Here is a 16,520-nt window from a genome sequence, read left to right as displayed (position 1 = left end):
GGGTCAGGTCCCCGCGGCCGGTGTGTGGTTGCCCTGGAGACGGGCGAGGTCCGAGGGCCGCACCTGGATGACGAAGAGCGCGATCAGCGCCGTGACCAGGGTGAACACGGCTGCCGCCACGAAGGCGGCGCTGACGCCGGAGGTGAGGACCTGGTCGCTCCAGGGCTTCGGGTACTGCTTCGTCTTGGCGAAGAAGAGCTTCTGTTCGGGTGTGGCGGTGCGCAGGAAGGAGCCCACCTGGTCCTTGGCCTCGTTGCGGCTGGCCGTGCCGAAGACCGTGACCAGGATGGACAGGCCCAGCGAACCGCCCACCTGCTGCATCGCGTTCAGGAGTCCGGAGGCCGCGCCCGATTCCCGGTCGGGGACGTTCGAGAGGGCCATCAGGGTCAGGGACACGAACTGCATGCCCATGCCCGCGGCGAACAGCAGCATCGGGCCCAGGATGCTGCCCAGGTACGTCGAGTGGACGTCGGTCTGCGTGAGCCAGGCCAGTCCGGCGGCCGAGAACAGGGAGCCGCCCACCATGAACGGTTTGGGCCCGAACTTCGGCAGCCCCTGGGAGGTGATCCCCGCCGTCACCGCGATCATCGCGCTGACCGGCAGGAAGGCGAGCCCGGCCCGCAGCGGGCTGAAGCCCAGCACGTTCTGCACGAACAGGGTCAGGAAGAAGAACATGCCGAAGATCGCGCAGGCGAAGAAGAGCATGATCGCGTACGTGCCGGCCCGGTTGCGGTCGGCGAACATGTGCAGCGGCGTGATGGGTTGGGGCGAGCGCCGTTCGTTGATGACGAAGAGGGTCAGCAGGACCACGGCCGCGGCGAAGGAGCCGAGCGTCAGCCCGTCCAGCCAGCCGTCCTGGGACGCGCGGATGAATCCGTAGACCAGTGCCACCATGCCCAGGGTGGAGAGCAGGGCGCCCGCGAGGTCGAAGTGTCCGGGACGGCGTGCGGATTCACGGATCACCCTCGGGGTGACCAGGGCGATCAGCAGCGCGATCGGGACGTTGACGAAGAGCACCCAGCGCCAGTTGAGCCACTCCACGAGCACGCCGCCGGCCAGCAGGCCGATCGCGCCGCCGCCGGCCGAGACGCCGGCGAAGACGCCGAAGGCCCGGTTGCGTTCGGGGCCTTCGCGGAAGGTGGTGGTGATCAGCGCGAGGGCGGTCGGAGAGGCGATGGCGCCGCCGACGCCCTGGAGGGCGCGGGCGCCCATCAACTGGCCGGCGTTCTGGGCGAATCCGCCCAGCAGTGAGGCCAGGCCGAAGAGCAGGACGCCGAAGATGAAGACGCGCCGCCGGCCGAGGATGTCGCCGGTGCGGCCGCCGAGGAGCAGCAGGCCGCCGAAGGTGAGGGTGTAGGCGTTGACGACCCAGGACAGGCTCTCGGTGGAGAAGTCGAGTGCGGTCTGGATGTGCGGCAGCGCGATGTTCACGATGGTGATGTCGAGAACGACCATGAGCTGGCAGGAGGCGAGCACGAGCAGAGCTAGTCCGTGATGGCCTTCGCTGCCTTGGACCTTGCCGTCGGTCCCGGTGCTGGTACTGCTCGGCGTAGCGTTCGGGTCCACTTTCTCGACGCTAAACCTGTACCGGGGGTGTCACCACTCGAACGGCCTAGGCCATGCGGCATATGCTGTGTGATATATACCGTGTAGTATTTCACATGACACACTGATTCCATGGATCGCATGGATGACTTCCTCAGGCTCTCCGCGAGCACCGCCCGGTTCGCCTACGGCGCCCCGCGCGCCTTCGCCTTCGGCGACGAAGGCCGGCTCCTCTGGTTCCTCCGCTCCACCGGCCCCACCGATCCCTTCGACAGCCTCTGGGTCCTGGACACCGCCACCGGCGCCGAAACCCGGCTCGCCGACCCCCGCGAACTGTCCCCCGAGCCCGCGCCCCTCCCCGTCGTCGAGCGCCGGCTGCGCGAACGCTCACGGCTCGTCGCCGCCGGGATCGGCTCGTACGCGCTCTCCGCCGACGGGCTCACCGCGGTGTTCGCGCTCTACGGGCGCCTGTACTGTGCCGCGTACGAAGGCGCCCGCGCGGCGGGCGCCGGAGCGCCCGCGCAGCCCAAGGAACTCCCCACCGCCGGGCCCGTCTTCGACCCGCGCCCCAGCCCCGACGCCTCGCGCATCGCCTACGTCACCGGCGACGCCCTGCACACCGTCCCCGGCGGCCGGGTCAGCCCCGACGACGGAGCCCGCTGGGGCGTCGCGGAGTTCGCCGCCGCCGAGGAACTCGACCGGCACCGCGGGCACTGGTGGTCCCCCGACGGCGAGCGCCTGCTGGCCTCCCGCGTCGACGAATCCGCCCTCCAGCGGCGCTGGTTCGCCGACCCGGCGCACCCGGAGCTGCCGGCCGAGGACTTCGCGTACCCCGAGGCGGGCGGCCCCAACGCCGACGTACGGCTCTGGGTGCTCGGACCGGGCCCGGACGCCGCCGTGCGGCTCGACTGGGACACCGAGACCTACCCCTACTTCTCCGACGCGCAGTGGGACTCGCCCGCCGAGATCCTGCTCACCGTGCACGACCGGCTCCAGCGAAACGTCCTGTTGCTCTCCGCCGACCCGGACACCGGCCGCACCCGGGAGCTGTCGCGCACCACGCACCCCCAGTGGGTGGACCCCATGCTCCCCGGTACCCCGGCGCGCCTGGCCGACGGCCGGATGCTCACCTCGGCCGACACCCCCGGCGGGGCCGCCCGCGCGCTCGCGCTGGACGGCACACTCCTCACCGGGGACGGGATCCAGGTCCGCAAGGTGGCCGGCACCCACGGGAACCGCCTGCTGATCGAGGCCGGGCAGCGCGACCCCTCCGAGCAGCAGGTGCTCCTCCTGGACCCGGACACGGGCGAGGTGACCCCGCTCGCGGACGGGCCCGGGGTGCACTCCGTCCAGGCCGCAGCCGGGGCGCTGCTGCTGACCTTCGCCGACGCCGACGGGATCCGGCGCGTCCTGCGGACCGCCGACGGCAGGGAGTTCACGCCCGGCGACCTGTCGCAGCCGCTGCCGTACCGGGTGGCCCCGGTGCTGGAGCGGGTCACCGAGCACGCGGTGCCCACCGCCCTGGTCCTGCCGCGCGGGCACGTCCCCGGCACGCGGCTGCCCGTCCTGATGGACAGCTACGGCGGCCCCGGCATGCAGGACGTCAGCGCCGAGCCGCGCCGCTGGCAGCACCGGCAGTGGTGGGCCGACCAGGGCTTCGCCGTGGTCACCGTCGACAACCGCGGCACCGCGTACGTCTCGCCGCAGTACACGCACGCCATGTACCGGGGCTTCTCCGAGGTCACCCTGGAGGACCAGGTCGCCGCCCTGCAGGCGCTCGGGGCGCGCCACGACGACCTCGACCTGACCCGGGTCGGCGTCCGCGGCTGGTCCTACGGCGGGTACCTGTCCGCGCTCGCGGTGCTGCGCCGCCCGGACGTGTTCCACGCGGCGGCGGCCGGAGCCGCGCCGACCGACTTCCGGCAGTACGACACGGCGTACACCGAGCGGTACCTGGGTCTGCCCCAGGAGCACCCGGAGGTGTACGAGCGGGACAGTCTGCTCTCCGACGCCGCGAGTCTGCGCCGGCCGCTGCTGCTGGTCACGGGGCTGGCCGACGACAACGTCCACCCCTCGCACACCCTGCGGCTCTCACAGGCACTGACCGACGCGGGGCGCCCGCACCAACTCCTCGCACTGCCGGGGGTCACCCACATGACCCCGGGCGGGGTGCGGGAGAAGGTCATGGCGCTGGAGCTGGAGTTCTTCCGCAAGGAGCTGGGCCTGGCCTGAGGTGCGGTGGCCCGGCCCCCGAGCCGGGCCACCGGCACCTGAGGCGCCGCCGGAACGAAGGAACGAAGGAAACGAAGGAAACGAGGAAGGGCCCCGGAGCGAGATCATCGCTCCGGGGCCCTTCCCGTACCCGGGTTCCCCGCCGGTCCCCCGGGCGTCCGCGGCTACGCCATGTGGCAGGCCACCTCACGGGAGGCGACCGTCCGCAGCAGCGGCCGTTCGGTGCGGCAGATCTCCTGCGCCACGGGGCACCTGGGATGGAAGGTGCAGCCCGGGGGCGGGGCGGCCGGACTCGGCGGATCGCCGAGCAGCACGATCCGCTCGCGCCGCCGCTCCGCCGCCGGGTCGGGCAGCGGTACGGCGGACAACAGCGCCCTGGTGTACGGGTGCTGGGGGTTCTCGTAGAGCGACTTCTTGTCGCCCATTTCCACGATCCGGCCGAGGTACATGACGGCGACCCGGTCGCTGACCCGCTTGACGACGGAGAGGTCGTGCGCGATGAACACGTAGGCCAGGCCCAGTTCGGCGCGCAGCCGCTCCATCAGGTTGACGATCTGCGCCTGGACGGAGACGTCGAGCGCCGAGACCGGTTCGTCGGCGACGATCAGCCGGGGGTTGGTGGCGAGCGACCGGGCGATCCCGATGCGCTGCGCCTGGCCGCCGGAGAACTCGTGCGGATAGCGGTCGATGTGCTCCGGGATCAGTCCGACGAGCTCCATCAGCTCGGCGGCCCGGCGGCGGGCGTCCGCCGCGCTCGAACCCTGGACCAGCAGCGGGTCGGAGATGATCCGGGCCACCGTCTGGCGGGGGTTGAGGGAGGAGTGCGGGTCCTGGAAGACCATCTGGAGGTTCCGGCGCAGCGGGCGCAGGGCGCGCTGGGAGAGCCGGCTGATGTCCTTGCCGTCGAACTCCACGCTTCCGGAGGTCGGTTCGAGCAGCCGGACCAGCATCCGCCCGGTGGTGGACTTGCCGCAGCCCGACTCCCCCACGAGGCCCAGGGTGCGGCCGGCCTCCAGGTCGAAGGAGACTCCGTCGACGGCGCGCACGGGCGCCCCCCGGCGCCCGGTCGCGGACCGTTTGCCGGGGAAGGCCATCGTGAGGTCGCGGACGCTCAGCAGTGGCGGCGGGACCTCGGCGCGGGCCGCCGGGACCCGGGCGGTGCGGGGGCCCGTCTGGTTCGGTGCGGTCATCGGGTCACCTCCCGGACGGCGCCCGCGAAGTGGCAGGCCGTCTCGCGGCCGGCGTCGCCGTAGGGCCGGAGTTCGGGCCGTACCGTGGCGCAGCGCTCCCGGTCCTCCTCGCCGCTCGCGGCGGCCACGGCGCACCGCGGGGCGAACGCGCAGCCGGGGGCGGGGGCGAGCAGGGAGGGCGGGGAGCCGGGGATGGCCCGCAGCGGCTCGTCGTCGGCGTCGTCCAGCCGGGGCAGGGAGTCGAGCAGCCCCCGGGTGTACGGGTGCGCCGGGTCGGCGAACAGGTCGTCCACCGGCGCCTGTTCGGCGGCCCTGCCGCCGTACATGACGAGGACCTCGTGGGCGACCCGGGCGACCACGCCCAGATCGTGGGTGATCATGACGACGCCGAGCCCGCGCTCCTGCTGGAGCCCGGCGATCAGCTCCAGGATCTGCGCCTGCACGGTGACGTCGAGCGCGGTGGTGGGCTCGTCGGCGATGAGCAGGTCGGGTTCGCAGGCGAGCGCCATCGCGATCATCGCGCGCTGACGCATGCCGCCGGAGAACTGGTGCGGGTACTCCCCCGCCCGGCGGGCGGGTTCGGGGATGCCGACTTCGCCGAGCATGTCGACGGCGCGCCGCTTCGCGGCGGCCCGGCCGGCCCGGAAGTGGACCCGGAAGTGCTCGGCGATCTGCTCGCCGACCGTGTAGTAGGGGTGCAGGCTGGACAGCGGGTCCTGGAAGATCATGGCCATCTTGCGGCCGCGCAGCTTGGAGAGCTCCTTCTCGGACTTGGTGGTCAGCTCCTGTCCGTCGAGGGCGATGGATCCGCCGATCTCGGCGCCCCGGTGCAGGCCCATGACGGCGAGGGAGGTGACGGACTTGCCCGAGCCGGACTCGCCGACGATGCCGAGCGTGCGGCCGGCCTCGACGGTGAAGCCGAGGGAGTCGACGGCGCGTACGGTGCCGCGCGGTGTGGTGAACGTGACCTGCAGGTCGCGCACTTGGAGCAGGGGGGTTGGCGGCGTTTGGGAAGGCGGAGCCATCAGTACCTCACCCTCGGGTCGATGACGGCGTACAGGAGGTCGACGGCGAGGTTCGCGACGACGATGAAGAAGGCGGCCAGCAGGGTGACCCCGAGCACCACGGGCTGGTCCGAGCTGACCAGGGCTCCGTAGAACAGCCTTCCGATGCCCGGGAGTCCGAAGATGGACTCGGTGATGACGGCTCCGGCGAGCAGGCTGCCGAGGTCCATGCCGAAGATGGTGAGGATCGGGGTCATTCCGGAGCGCAGCCCGTGTTTGACCACGACGGTGCGCTCGGGCATTCCCTTGGCGCGGGCGGTGCGGATGTACGGCTCGGCCATGGCCTCGATCATCGAACCGCGGCTCTGGCGGGCGTACATGGCGGCGTAGAGCAGGGCGAGCGCGGTCCAGGGCAGGAGCAGGTTGCTCGCCCAGGCGAGGGGGTTGTCGGTGAAGGCCTGATAGCTGGGGTAGGGCAGGATCCCGGCGATGCGGATGACTCCGTAGATGAGCATCACGGAGGTGAAGTACACGGGCAGGGAGGCCGCGGCCACGGCGCCGACCATGAGGACCTTGTCCGTGGCCGTGTCCTTGCGCAGGGCGGCGGTGACTCCCGCGCCGAGGCCGAGGACGAGCCAGAGGGCGGCCGCGCCGACGGCGAGGGAGGCGGAGACCGGGAGCCGGTCCATCAGCAGGTCCCATACGGGCAGGGAGTTCTCGTACGAGTAGCCCAGGCAGGGGAAGTCGCACTGGACGGCGTACTGGCCGGTGCCGAGGGTGCGTCCGGTGAAGATCCCGGTGAGGAACTCGCCGAACTGCCGCCACAGCGGCCGGTCCAGGCCGAGGTAGGCGCGTACGTCGGCCAGCCGCTCGGCGCTGCAGGTCTTGCCGCAGGCGGCCGCGGCCGGGTCTGAGGGGAGCACGTAGAAGATGAGGAAAGTGACGGCGGCGATGGCCAGGAGGACGCCGGCGAGGGCGATCAGCCGGCGCGCGAGGTAGAGGATCACGTCCGGCCCCCCCTCGGGTCGAGGATGTCGCGCAGGGCGTCGCCGAGCAGGGTGAAGGCGAGGACCGCGAGGAAGAGGAAGAGGCTCGGGATGACGAAGTACATGGGGTCGGTCTCGTAGAAGGCCACGGACTCGGCGATCATCTGGCCCCAGGAGGGGGTGGGCGGGCGGACGCCGACACCGAGGTAGCTGAGCGCGGCCTCGGTGCTGATCATGCCGGGGATGAGCAGGGTGGTGTAGGCGATGACCGGGCCGGAGACCCCCGGGAGGATGTCCCGGGTCAGGATCCGCCAGGAGCTCGACCCGCCGACGCGGGCGGCGTCCACGTACTCGCGGTGTTTGAGCGAGAGGGCCTGGCCGCGGACGACGCGGGCGACGCCGGGCCAGCCGAAGACGCCGATGACGACGGTCATGAGGACGATGCGGTTGACGTCCTTGGCCACCGACAGCATCGCGATCATGAAGATGAGGGACGGGAAGGACATCGTCAGGTCCATCAGCCGGGACAGGACGGCGTCCGTGCGCCCGCCGAAGTAGCCGGCGGCGATTCCGGCGGCGGTGCCCGCGACGACCACGATGGCGGTGGCGGCGAAGGCGATGAGCAGCGAGACCTGGGCGCCGTGGACGACGCGGGCGAACAGGTCGCGGCCGCTGACGGGTTCCACGCCGAGCCAGTGGTCGGGGCTGATCCCGCCGAAGGAGCCCAGCGGCTGGCCGCCGAGGTAGGGGTCGATGGCGGACTTGTCGAACTCGTCCGGGGACCAGCCGCCCAGCGCGCCCAGCCAGGGGGCGGTGGCGGCCATCAGGACGAAGAGGAGGACGACGCAGAGGCTGACGCGGACGGCGGGGCGGCGGCGGAGTTCCCGCCGGGCGAGCTGCCAGGGGCTGCTGCCCGGGGGGACGGTCCCGGCCGGTGCGCCGTCCGGGGCTGCCGGACGGGCGGCGCCCGGTCCGGCGGCGCCCGGTGCGGTGGTGGTCATGGTGTCAGGGCCCCCCGCGTCCTCAGCCCTGGCTCTTCGACGGATCCTTGAGGCCGATGGTGGCGTAGTCGAGCTGGCCGACCCAGACGGGGTGGCCGAAGGCGCCGGCGATGTTGGTGCCGACGAGCAGCGGCTTGCGCTCCAGCAGGAGGGGGATGGCCGGGGACTTCTTCATGATCTCGGCGTCGAGGTCGATCCAGGCCTGGTTGGCCTGCTTGGCGTCGGCCATGGCGTTGATCTCGTCGATCCGCTTCATCGTGGCTTCGTCGCGGAACTGGGCGTTGTTGCCCTGGTTGCCCTTGTCCTTGATGGTGCGTCCGTCGAAGACGAAGGGGATCCAGGTGGAGCCGGACGGGTAGTCGGGGCACCAGCCGGCGAGTGACATGTCGGGGGTGGTGGACAGATCGCCGATGACGTCGTAGTAGGCACCCGGGTCGACCGTGTCGATGACGACCTCGACGCCGGCACGGGCGAGGCCCTGCTGGAGGGCCTCCGCCTTGCCCTTGTCGCCGGTGGAGACGGCGAGCGAGACCTTCAGGGTCTCCTTGCCTGCGGCCTTGAGGAGCTCCTTGGCTTTGGCGGGGTCCCCGGAGGGGGTGATCTTGAGTGTGTCGGCCTGCTTGCCGCCGGACATGGCCGGGGGCAGGTAGGCGGTGGCGATCTCGTTGAGGGCAGGGCCGCCGCCCGCGGTGATCACGGCCTCCTTGTCCACGGCGTACTGCATGGCCTCGCGGACCTTGGGGTCGTTGAAGGGGGCGCGGGAGTTGTTGAGGTGGAGCATCTCGGTACAGCCCTGCGACTCGGCCAGCAGCCGCGACTTGATCTCCGGCTTGGGCAGCACCTTGGGGGCGCTCTCGGGCCGCATGTCGGACCACTGGACGGAGGAGGCGTCGGCGCCCTCCCCGGCGATGATCCGGTCGTCGATCTGGCCGCCCTTGAGGCCCATGACGACCACGAACTTGTCGGGGTAGGCCTTGCGGACGGTGTCGGTCTTGGCGTCCCAGTGCTCGTTGCGGACCAGGACGAGCTTCTTGTCGCGGTCGTACGACTCGATCTTGTACGGGCCGGAGGAGAACGGGCGGGCGTCGTACTGGGCGCCCTTCTCCTGCGACTCGGGGACCGGGGCGAAGGTGGGGAGGGTCGCGGTCGCGGAGAACTCGGCGACGGGCCGCTTCAGTTCGAAGACGATCGTGCGGTCGTCGGGGGTCTTGACGGAGTCGAGGTGCTTGCCCTGGAGCGGGCCCTTGTAGCCCTCGGCGCCGGCGAGGTACTGGGCCGCGTAGTCGGGGCCGCCGGTGAGGTCGGGGGCCATGGAGCGCTCGACGTTGTACTTGATGTCCTGCGCCTTGATGGGCGATCCGTCCTCGTACTTCACCCCTTCCTTCAGGGTGAAGGTCCAGGTGCGGCCGCCGTTGGAGGGGGTGCCGAGGTCGGTGGCGAGGTCGGGGACGAGCTCGCTGCCGGCCTTGCCCGGTTCGGCCTTGAAGGTGACCAGGGTGCGATAGAGGAGGCGGGTGCCGAAGTCCATGGTCGGCATGACCCAGTTGCGGGCGGGGTCGAGGTGGGCGAAGTCCTGGTTGGACAGGACGGTGATGGTGCCTCCCTTGACGGGTGCGCCGCCGAGGATCTTCCCGTCGTTGGCGGAGGCGGGGTTGGACGCGCCGCCGCCTCCGGCGGAGCCCTTCTTGGGGTCGGAGCAGCCCGAGGCGCCGAGTGCGAGTGCGGCCACCAGGGCGGTGGCGAGGGCGAGTTGGGTGCGCTTGGTCATGGGTCACTCCAGTGAAGGGCCGCGCTCTATGATGTGACCGGTAACATAGTAATGTGAAATTGTACTGACAAGGGGTTGGACCCAGGTTGGACCCACCGTTATCCAGCCGTGTCCAAATCAGTACGGGCAACAGGGTGTTGGGCATGCCGAACGCCGGGCGCGCCACTGCTGCGCCCGGCGTCGTGGGGGCCCGGGGTTCGCTCCGGACCCGGGGCGGGACCTGCCGCTAGAGGCCCGAGCCCAGGCGGCCCTTGGTGCGGCCCACCGGTTCGTCGCGGCCCTGGGCCCAGAGGGAGCGGACGTGGCCCAGGTGACGGGTCATGCAGGCTTCGGCCGCCTCCGCGTCGCCGCTGAGCATCAGGTCCAGGAGCTCGAGGTGTTCCTCGGCGGAGGAGACCAGCTTGCCGGCCTCGTCCAGGCCCGTCAGGCCGTACAGCCGGGAGCGCTTGCGCAGGTCGCCCACGGTTTCCACCAGGCGGTCGTTGCCCGAGAGGCCGAGCAGCGTGAGGTGGAAGCGGCGGTCGGCCTCCAGGTAGCCGATGAGGTTGTGCTCGCGCGCGCTGGTGACGATCTCCTGCGCGATGGGGCGCAGGGCCTCCAGGGACTCCGGCGTGGCGATCTTCGTGATCCGGCCGATGGTCGGGACCTCGATCATCGTGCGCAGCTCGGTGTACTGGTCCAGATCGCGCTCGCTGACCTCCGTGATGCGAAAGCCCTTGTTGCGGACCGGTTCCACCAGGCCCTCGCGGGCCAGGTCGAGCATGGCCTCGCGCACCGGGGTGGCCGAGACGCCGAGCTCGGCTGCGAGGCCGGGGGCGGAGTAGACGCTCCCGGGGCGCAGTTCACCCGCTATCAGGGCTGCCCGCAGGGCGTGGCCGACCTGGTCGCGGAGCCGTTCCTGAGCCTTGATGAGACTGTGCTGCTTCAGGTCACCCATTGCATTTCCTCCGAGACCGCTCACACCACCGGCGTGCGGAGGAACAGCGTACAATGTCACGTTGCGCTCGCTCCTCAGTGGACACCGCTCCCGGCGGCCTCGAACAATGCGACCGCCACAGCGAGATCTTCCCAGGCCATGCCCACACTCTTGAAGAGCTGTGGACAACTCGCTGCCCCAGCCCCCGGCATCCGGCCCGCGACCAGGTCGGCCAGGGTGCCGCTGATATGACCGGCGCCGATCGCCCCTTCCGCCTCCGGCACCAGCAGGTCCCCCGCCTCGCGCAGAGCCGCCGCACGCGACTCCACGTACACGGCAGCCCGCCGGACCAGCGCCGTGTCCACCTCGCGGGCGTCCGGCTCGTGCGAGCCGACGGCGACCACGGTGGCGCCCGGCGCGATCAGCCGTCCGTCGAAGAGGGGTTCGCGGGAGGTGGTGCAGCAGATCACCAGGTCGGCGTCGGCCACTTCCGCCGCCGTCCCCGTCCGGGCGGGGACGCCCAGCCCCCGCGCGTGCGCCGCCAGCTTCTCCGCGCGGCCGGCGCTGTCCGCGGACCCCGCACGGGCCACGACCACCACCTCCGCCAGCTGCCGCATCGCGTGCACCGCTTCGAGGTGCCCGTACGCCTGCGGTCCCGATCCGAAGAGCAGCAGCCGCAGCGGCCGCCCGGCCGGGGCCAGGTGGCGCAGCGCGAGCGCCGAGACCGCCGGGGTGCGCAGGGTGGTCAGCGCCGCCCCGTCGAGCAGGGCCACCGGACGCAGGGTGGGCCCGTCCAGGAGGAGGTAGGACCCCGTGATCCGGGGCAGCCCGAGCGCCGGGTTCCCGGGGGCCACCCCGGCGATCTTCACGCCGGCGTAGGCCCCGGTGGCGGCCGGCATCAGCAGCAGCTCCCCGCCGCCGGGCACGGGCAGGGCGCTGCGCGGCGGGCAGGTCTCCGGGTCCAGCCCGGCCCGAAGGGCGCCGGCCAGCGCGTCCGCGGCGGCGGCCGGGGTGAGCAGCCCGGCCATCTCGGCGCCCGACAGCTGGGGGATCACAACAGGAACCCGGCGCCGAGCGCGTCCTGCGGGTCGACGCTGAAGAGGTGTTCGCCCGTGCGGTACGCCGTACCGGTGACCTCCGTGACCACGCCCTCCGCCACCCGTGCGGCGACGCGGCCGGTGAACACCGTGCCCACGACCGACTCGTGCAGCAGGTCCTCCCCCTCCCCCAGCCGCCCGTCCTCGGCCAGCAGCGCGAGCCGCGCCGACGTGCCGGAGCCGCAGGGCGAGCGGTCGATCTGCCCGTCGGCGAAGACGGTGACGTTGCGCTGGTGCGGCCCGAAGGGGGTGTCGGGGAGCTCCTCGTACAGGGTCACCCCGTACACCCCGGAGAGCAGCGGCCCGTCCGGGTGCCAGGTCCCGGGGTGGGTGGCGAGGGCGGCCCTGATCTCCTTCCCGGCCCGCACGAGCGCGGGCAGGGAGGCCGGGGTCACGTCCAGGCCGAGGTCCCGGGCGGGCAGGGAGGCGTAGCAGGCCCCGCCGTGCGCGATGTCCACCTCGGCCATGCCGAGGGTGGTGGCGACGGGCACCTTGCGGGCGCTGCTACGGGCCGGGACGTTGCGGAAGGTGACCCCGGTGGTGCGGCCCCCCGAGCGGTGCACGGTCGCGGCGACCCGCCCCGAGGGCACGTCGATCCGTACCTGGACGTCCCCGTCGTCCGGGGCGGCGACCCGGCCGGTGTCCACGGCCCAGGCTCCGAGGGCCATGGTGCCGTGGCCGCAGGCGGTGGAGTAGCCGTCCTTGTGCCAGAACAGCACCCCGAAGTGGGCCCCGTCGTCGTCGGGCGGGACCACGAAGCCCCCGTACATCCCGGCGTGCCCGCGCGGCTCCTGCACGAGGAGCCGGCGTACGTCGTCCAGGGGGCCCCGCCGGGGGGCGGTGCCCGATCCCCCCGGTCCGATGGCGGTGGCGCAGCGCTCGGCGACGGTGTCCCCGGGCACGGGCGGCGCTCCCCCGGAGGTGAGGTCGACGATGCGGAAGGGCTCGCCGGCGGTGTGGTAGTCCACGGTTCGTACGACGGTCACAACAGGAACCCTCCGGGGAACGGGTCGGACGGGTCGAGGAAGTACTGGGCGGTGCCGGTGATCCAGGCCCGTCCGGTGACGGTGGGCACGAGGGCCGGGCGGCCGGCCACCGTGGTCTCGCCGATGAGGCGGCCGGTGAACTCGGTGCCGATGAAGGACTCGTTGACGAAGTCCGTGTCCAGGGGCAGGAGTCCGCGGGCGTGCAGCTGCGCCATGCGCGCGCTGGTTCCCGTACCGCACGGCGAGCGGTCGAACCAGCCGGGGTGGATGGCCATCGCGTGCCGGGAGCGGCGGGCGTCGGAGCCGGGGGCGGCGAGGTAGACGTGCTTGACCCCGCCGAAGGAGGGGTTCTCGGGGTGGACGGGCCGGTCCGGGGAGGCGTTGATCGCCTCCATGACGGCCAGTCCGGCGGCGAGCAGGTCGTCCCCGCGCTCCCGGTCGAAGGGGAGCCCGAGGGAGTCGAGTTCGACGAAGGCGTAGAAGTTGCCGCCGTAGGCGAGGTCGTAGGTGACCGTGCCGTACCCGGGGACCTCGGCCTTGAGGTCGAGGCCGACGCAGAAGGCCGGGACGTTGGTGAAGGTGGCGGCGGTGGCCGCCCCGTCCTCGACCCGGACGTCGACGCTGACGAGCCCGGCCGGGGTGTCGAGCCGGACGGTGGTGACCGGCTCGACGACGGGCACCATGCCGGTCTCCACCAGGACGGTGGCGACCCCGATGGTGCCGTGCCCGCACATGGGGAGCAGGCCCGACACCTCGATGTAGAGGACGCCGAAGTCGGCGTCGGGGCGGGTCGGGGGCTGCAGGATGGCGCCGCTCATCGCGGAGTGGCCGCGCGGCTCGTACATGAGCAGGGTCCGGAGGTGGTCCAGGTGCTCGATGAAGTGGAGCCGCTTGTCGGCCATGGTGGCGCCGGGGATCACCCCGACTCCTCCGGTGATCACCCGGGTGGGCATGCCCTCGGTGTGCGAGTCCACCGCGTGGTAGATGTTTCGGGTGCGCATCAAGTCCCCCTCGGACTGGCTTAGTTGAGACCCTCGGCGAGGGCCTTCTCGGTGGCGGCGCGGACGCCGGCCTCGATCTCGCCGGTGAGCGGGAAGCGGGGCGGGCGGGTGGGGCCTCCGGGGCGTCCGGCCAGGTCCATGGAGAGCTTGATGGCCTGGACGAACTCGGTCTTGGAGTCCCAGCGCAGCAGGGAGTGCAGGGACTTGTAGAGCGGCAGGGCGGTGTCGAGGTCTCCCGCGACGGCGGCGCGGTAGAGGGTGGCGCAGGCCTGCGGGAGCGCGTTGGGGTAGCCGGCGATCCAGCCGACGGCGCCGGCCAGGGCGAGTTCGAGCAGGACGTCGTCGGCGCCGATCAACAGGTCGAGGCCCGGGGCGAGTTCGGCGATCTCGTAGGCGCGCCGCACGTCCCCGCTGAACTCCTTGACGGCGACGATCGAGCCGTCGGCGTGCAGCCGGGCGAGCAGGGAGGGGACGAGGTCGACCTTGGTGTCGATGGGGTTGTTGTACGCGACCACGGGCACGCCGACGCGGGCGACCTCGGCGTAGTGGGCGCGCACGGCGTCCGCGTCGGCCCGGAAGGCGTTCGGCGGCAGCAGGAGCACGGATCCGGCGCCGGCCTCGGCGGCCTGCTCGGCCCAGCGGCGGGATTCGGCGCTGCCGTAGGCGGCGACTCCGGGCATCACGCGGGCCCCGTCGCCGGCGGCCTCGACAGCGGTACGGACGACGCGGGCGCGCTCCTCGTCGGTGAGGGTCTGGTACTCGCCGAGGGAGCCGTTGGGGACGACGCCGTCGCAGCCGTTGGCGATCAGCCAGGCCACGTGTTCGGCGTAGGCGTCGTGGTCGACGCTCAGGTCTTCCCGCAGGGGCAGGGTCGTGGCGACCATGATGCCGTGCCAGGGGCGGGTGCGGGTGTCCGTACCGGCGGGCGCGGGGGTGTGCGCGTGGGTCATGAGGATGCTCCCTAGGGTGATGTGTGACATTTTACTAGTGGGTATGACGTGGCCACAAGAGGTGCGGCCGCCCTGTCGGCGGTCCGTCAGGGAAGTTCGTCCGAAAGCGCCTCAGCGAGACGGTTCGGCGGGAAGTGCGGCGAGGTGGCGGAGGGGGACCGGGCAGGACAGCGGCCTGCGGTCGGGGGCGGGGTCGGTCCCGGCGAGGGCGGCGACGGCCGGCCCGCACATCCGGCCCTGGCACCAGCCCATCCCGGCCCGGGTGAGGAGTTTGACCGTACGGGCGTCCCGCGCGCCCAGGTCTTCGACGGCCTCCCGGATCCGGCCCGCCGGGACCTCCTCGCAGCGGCACACGTCGGTGTCCTCGCGCAACCAGCCGGTCCAGCCGGGGCCCGGCCGGTGCGCGCCGGCCATCGCGGCGGCGAAGGCGCGCAGCCTCGTACGAGTACGGGCGAGGCGTGCCGGGACGGGCCGGCCCGCGATGGAGTGGGCGGCGATCTCCCCTTCGGCCAGGGCCAGTTGGGCGCCGCCGATGCCGCCGGTCTCCCCGGCGGACCAGATCCCGGGGACGGAGGTGCGCTGCTCGGCGTCCAGCTCCAGGGCGACGGTGGCGTCCGGGCTCGGGCGGGTGGCGCAGCCGAGACCGGTGGCCAGCTCCAGCTGGGGCACGAGCCCGTGGCCGACGGCCACGGCGTCGCAGGGGATGCGCCGGGCGGTACCGGGGAGCGGGCGCCAGTCGCGGTCGAGGCGGGCCACGGTGACGGCCTCGACCCGGTCGGTGCCGTGGGCCTCGGTGACGGCGTGCCGGGTGAGCAGGCGCACCCCGTGGCGAACCAGCGCCCCGCCGTACGTGGCGCCTTCCACCAGCTTGCCCGGGTTGCGGAGCAGGGCGGGGGCATGGGCGGAGTAGCCGGTGTACGCGGCGGCCTCCACGACGGCGGGCACCCGGGCTCCGGCGGCGGCGAGCGAGCCGGCCACGGCGAGCAGCAGCGGCCCGCTCCCGGCGACCACGACCCGGCTGCCCGGGAGCACGAGCCCGGCCTTGAGCATGGCCTGCGCCCCACCGGCTCCGACGACCCCGGGCAGGGTCCAGCCGGGGAAGGGGAGCTGGCGCTCGTAGGCGCCGGTGGCAAGCAGGACGGTACGGGCCCGGACGGTGGCGGGGGCCTCGTCGGAGCCGGCGACGGCGTGCAGGGTCCAGGCGGGGCCTGCGCCCGGGTCCGGGGTCACCGTCCAGACGTGGTGCTGGGGGAGGTACGTGATCCGGCCGGCCGCCACATGCTCCTGCAGGGCGGCTTCGCGCGAGGCGAAGGCGGACCATCCGTGGTGCAGGGCCTCGGGGCGGGCCGCGCCGAGGCCTGGCGCGGGGTGACGGAAGTACTGCCCGCCGGGCCGCTCCCCCGCGTCCAGGAGGATGACGCGCAGGCCCAGTCCGGCGGCCGTGACCGCGGCGGCGAGACCGGCGGGGCCGGCGCCGACGACGGCGAGGTCGGACGGGGAGTCAGACGGCGAGGTCGTCATGGCCGGTCCCTTCCTGGGTGGTGACGTGGTCGCCCGGGCGGGCGGGGACGAGGCACGCGCGCTGGTTCGGGCGGCCGTTGACGGTGACGAGGCAGTCGTAGCAGCTGCCGATCCCGCAGAACGCTCCGCGGGGGGCGGCGGTTTCGCGGGTGGTGCGCCAGGCGAGGATGCCGGCGGACCAGAGGACGGCGGCGATGCTCTGTCCGGACTGGGCCGGGAGTTCGCGGTCGTCGAAGCGGAGGCTCCAGGTTTCCGCGGGGGTGCCGCCCACCAGGTCGCGGGGTGACCTTCGCCGGCCCCTCGTCGCTTCGCTCATCGCTTCC

General features: G+C 72.7%; 14 protein-coding genes. 1 reads left to right on the top strand and 13 read right to left on the bottom strand.

Features of this window, described 5'->3' with window-relative positions:
- Positions 1-3 precede the first annotated feature (3 nt).
- A complete protein-coding gene (locus ACFVX6_RS09395) occupies positions 4-1,566 on the bottom strand; it encodes an MFS transporter (RefSeq protein ID WP_389689584.1) in 1,563 nt (520 codons plus the stop codon).
- A 111-nt stretch (positions 1,567-1,677) separates the two neighbouring features.
- On the opposite strand from ACFVX6_RS09395, the gene ACFVX6_RS09390 reads away from it, so the two are divergent.
- The gene (locus ACFVX6_RS09390) at positions 1,678-3,777 is read left to right on the top strand and encodes a prolyl oligopeptidase family serine peptidase (RefSeq protein ID WP_389689582.1); all 2,100 of its coding nucleotides are present in this window, start codon (positions 1,678-1,680) and stop codon (positions 3,775-3,777) included.
- Positions 3,778-3,941: 164 nt separating this feature from the next.
- Here ACFVX6_RS09390 and ACFVX6_RS09385 read toward each other — a convergent pair whose 3' ends face one another.
- The 12 genes from ACFVX6_RS09385 to ACFVX6_RS09330 all read right to left on the bottom strand — a co-directional run bounded on the left by ACFVX6_RS09385 (position 3,942) and on the right by ACFVX6_RS09330 (position 16,513).
- Positions 3,942-4,967 carry an ABC transporter ATP-binding protein gene (locus ACFVX6_RS09385; RefSeq protein ID WP_389689580.1) on the bottom strand — a complete coding sequence of 342 codons (1,026 nt, stop codon included), beginning with the start codon at positions 4,965-4,967 and terminating at the stop codon, positions 3,942-3,944.
- Positions 4,964-5,992: an ABC transporter ATP-binding protein gene (locus tag ACFVX6_RS09380; protein WP_389689578.1), complete on the bottom strand. Its 1,029-nt coding sequence runs from the start codon at positions 5,990-5,992 to the stop codon at positions 4,964-4,966. The genes ACFVX6_RS09385 and ACFVX6_RS09380 overlap by 4 nt, the downstream gene beginning before the upstream one ends.
- A complete protein-coding gene (locus ACFVX6_RS09375; protein ID WP_389689576.1) occupies positions 5,992-6,978 on the bottom strand; it encodes an ABC transporter permease in 987 nt (328 codons plus the stop codon). Before ACFVX6_RS09375 ends, ACFVX6_RS09380 begins: the two co-directional genes overlap by 1 nt.
- Positions 6,975-7,958, bottom strand: a complete 984-nt coding sequence (locus tag ACFVX6_RS09370; protein WP_389689574.1) for an ABC transporter permease — start codon at positions 7,956-7,958, stop codon at positions 6,975-6,977. The genes ACFVX6_RS09375 and ACFVX6_RS09370 overlap by 4 nt, the downstream gene beginning before the upstream one ends.
- A 22-nt stretch (positions 7,959-7,980) precedes the next feature.
- On the bottom strand, positions 7,981-9,726 hold the full coding sequence (locus ACFVX6_RS09365) for an ABC transporter substrate-binding protein (RefSeq protein WP_389689572.1): 1,746 nt from the start codon (positions 9,724-9,726) through the stop codon (positions 7,981-7,983).
- A gap of 226 nt (positions 9,727-9,952) precedes the next feature.
- Entirely contained in the window at positions 9,953-10,663 is a 711-nt protein-coding gene (locus ACFVX6_RS09360; protein ID WP_389689570.1) for a GntR family transcriptional regulator, read from the bottom strand.
- Positions 10,664-10,737: 74 nt separating this feature from the next.
- The gene (locus ACFVX6_RS09355) at positions 10,738-11,670 is read right to left on the bottom strand and encodes an ornithine cyclodeaminase family protein (protein WP_389689639.1); all 933 of its coding nucleotides are present in this window, start codon (positions 11,668-11,670) and stop codon (positions 10,738-10,740) included.
- 23 nt (positions 11,671-11,693) lie between these two features.
- Positions 11,694-12,725, bottom strand: coding sequence for a proline racemase family protein (locus tag ACFVX6_RS09350; RefSeq protein WP_389689568.1), 1,032 nt, complete (start codon positions 12,723-12,725; stop codon positions 11,694-11,696).
- On the bottom strand, positions 12,722-13,726 hold the full coding sequence (locus ACFVX6_RS09345; RefSeq protein ID WP_389689566.1) for a proline racemase family protein: 1,005 nt from the start codon (positions 13,724-13,726) through the stop codon (positions 12,722-12,724). Before ACFVX6_RS09345 ends, ACFVX6_RS09350 begins: the two co-directional genes overlap by 4 nt.
- 20 nt (positions 13,727-13,746) lie before the next feature.
- Positions 13,747-14,676 (bottom strand): dihydrodipicolinate synthase family protein, encoded by a 930-nt coding sequence (locus ACFVX6_RS09340; protein WP_250742083.1) that lies wholly within the window; start codon positions 14,674-14,676, stop codon positions 13,747-13,749.
- Positions 14,677-14,787: 111 nt separating this feature from the next.
- Positions 14,788-16,197, bottom strand: coding sequence for an NAD(P)/FAD-dependent oxidoreductase (locus ACFVX6_RS09335; RefSeq protein ID WP_389689564.1), 1,410 nt, complete (start codon positions 16,195-16,197; stop codon positions 14,788-14,790).
- Positions 16,178-16,513 carry a (2Fe-2S)-binding protein gene (locus ACFVX6_RS09330; protein ID WP_389689562.1) on the bottom strand — a complete coding sequence of 112 codons (336 nt, stop codon included), beginning with the start codon at positions 16,511-16,513 and terminating at the stop codon, positions 16,178-16,180. Before ACFVX6_RS09330 ends, ACFVX6_RS09335 begins: the two co-directional genes overlap by 20 nt.
- Positions 16,514-16,520 lie beyond the last annotated feature (7 nt).

Source organism: Streptomyces sp. NPDC058289 (genome assembly GCF_042880975.1).
Lineage (GTDB): Bacteria > Actinomycetota > Actinomycetes > Streptomycetales > Streptomycetaceae > Streptomyces > Streptomyces stoeckheimensis.
Note: the sequence above shows the minus strand (reverse complement) of the source record. Positions and strands in the feature narration are given on the sequence as shown.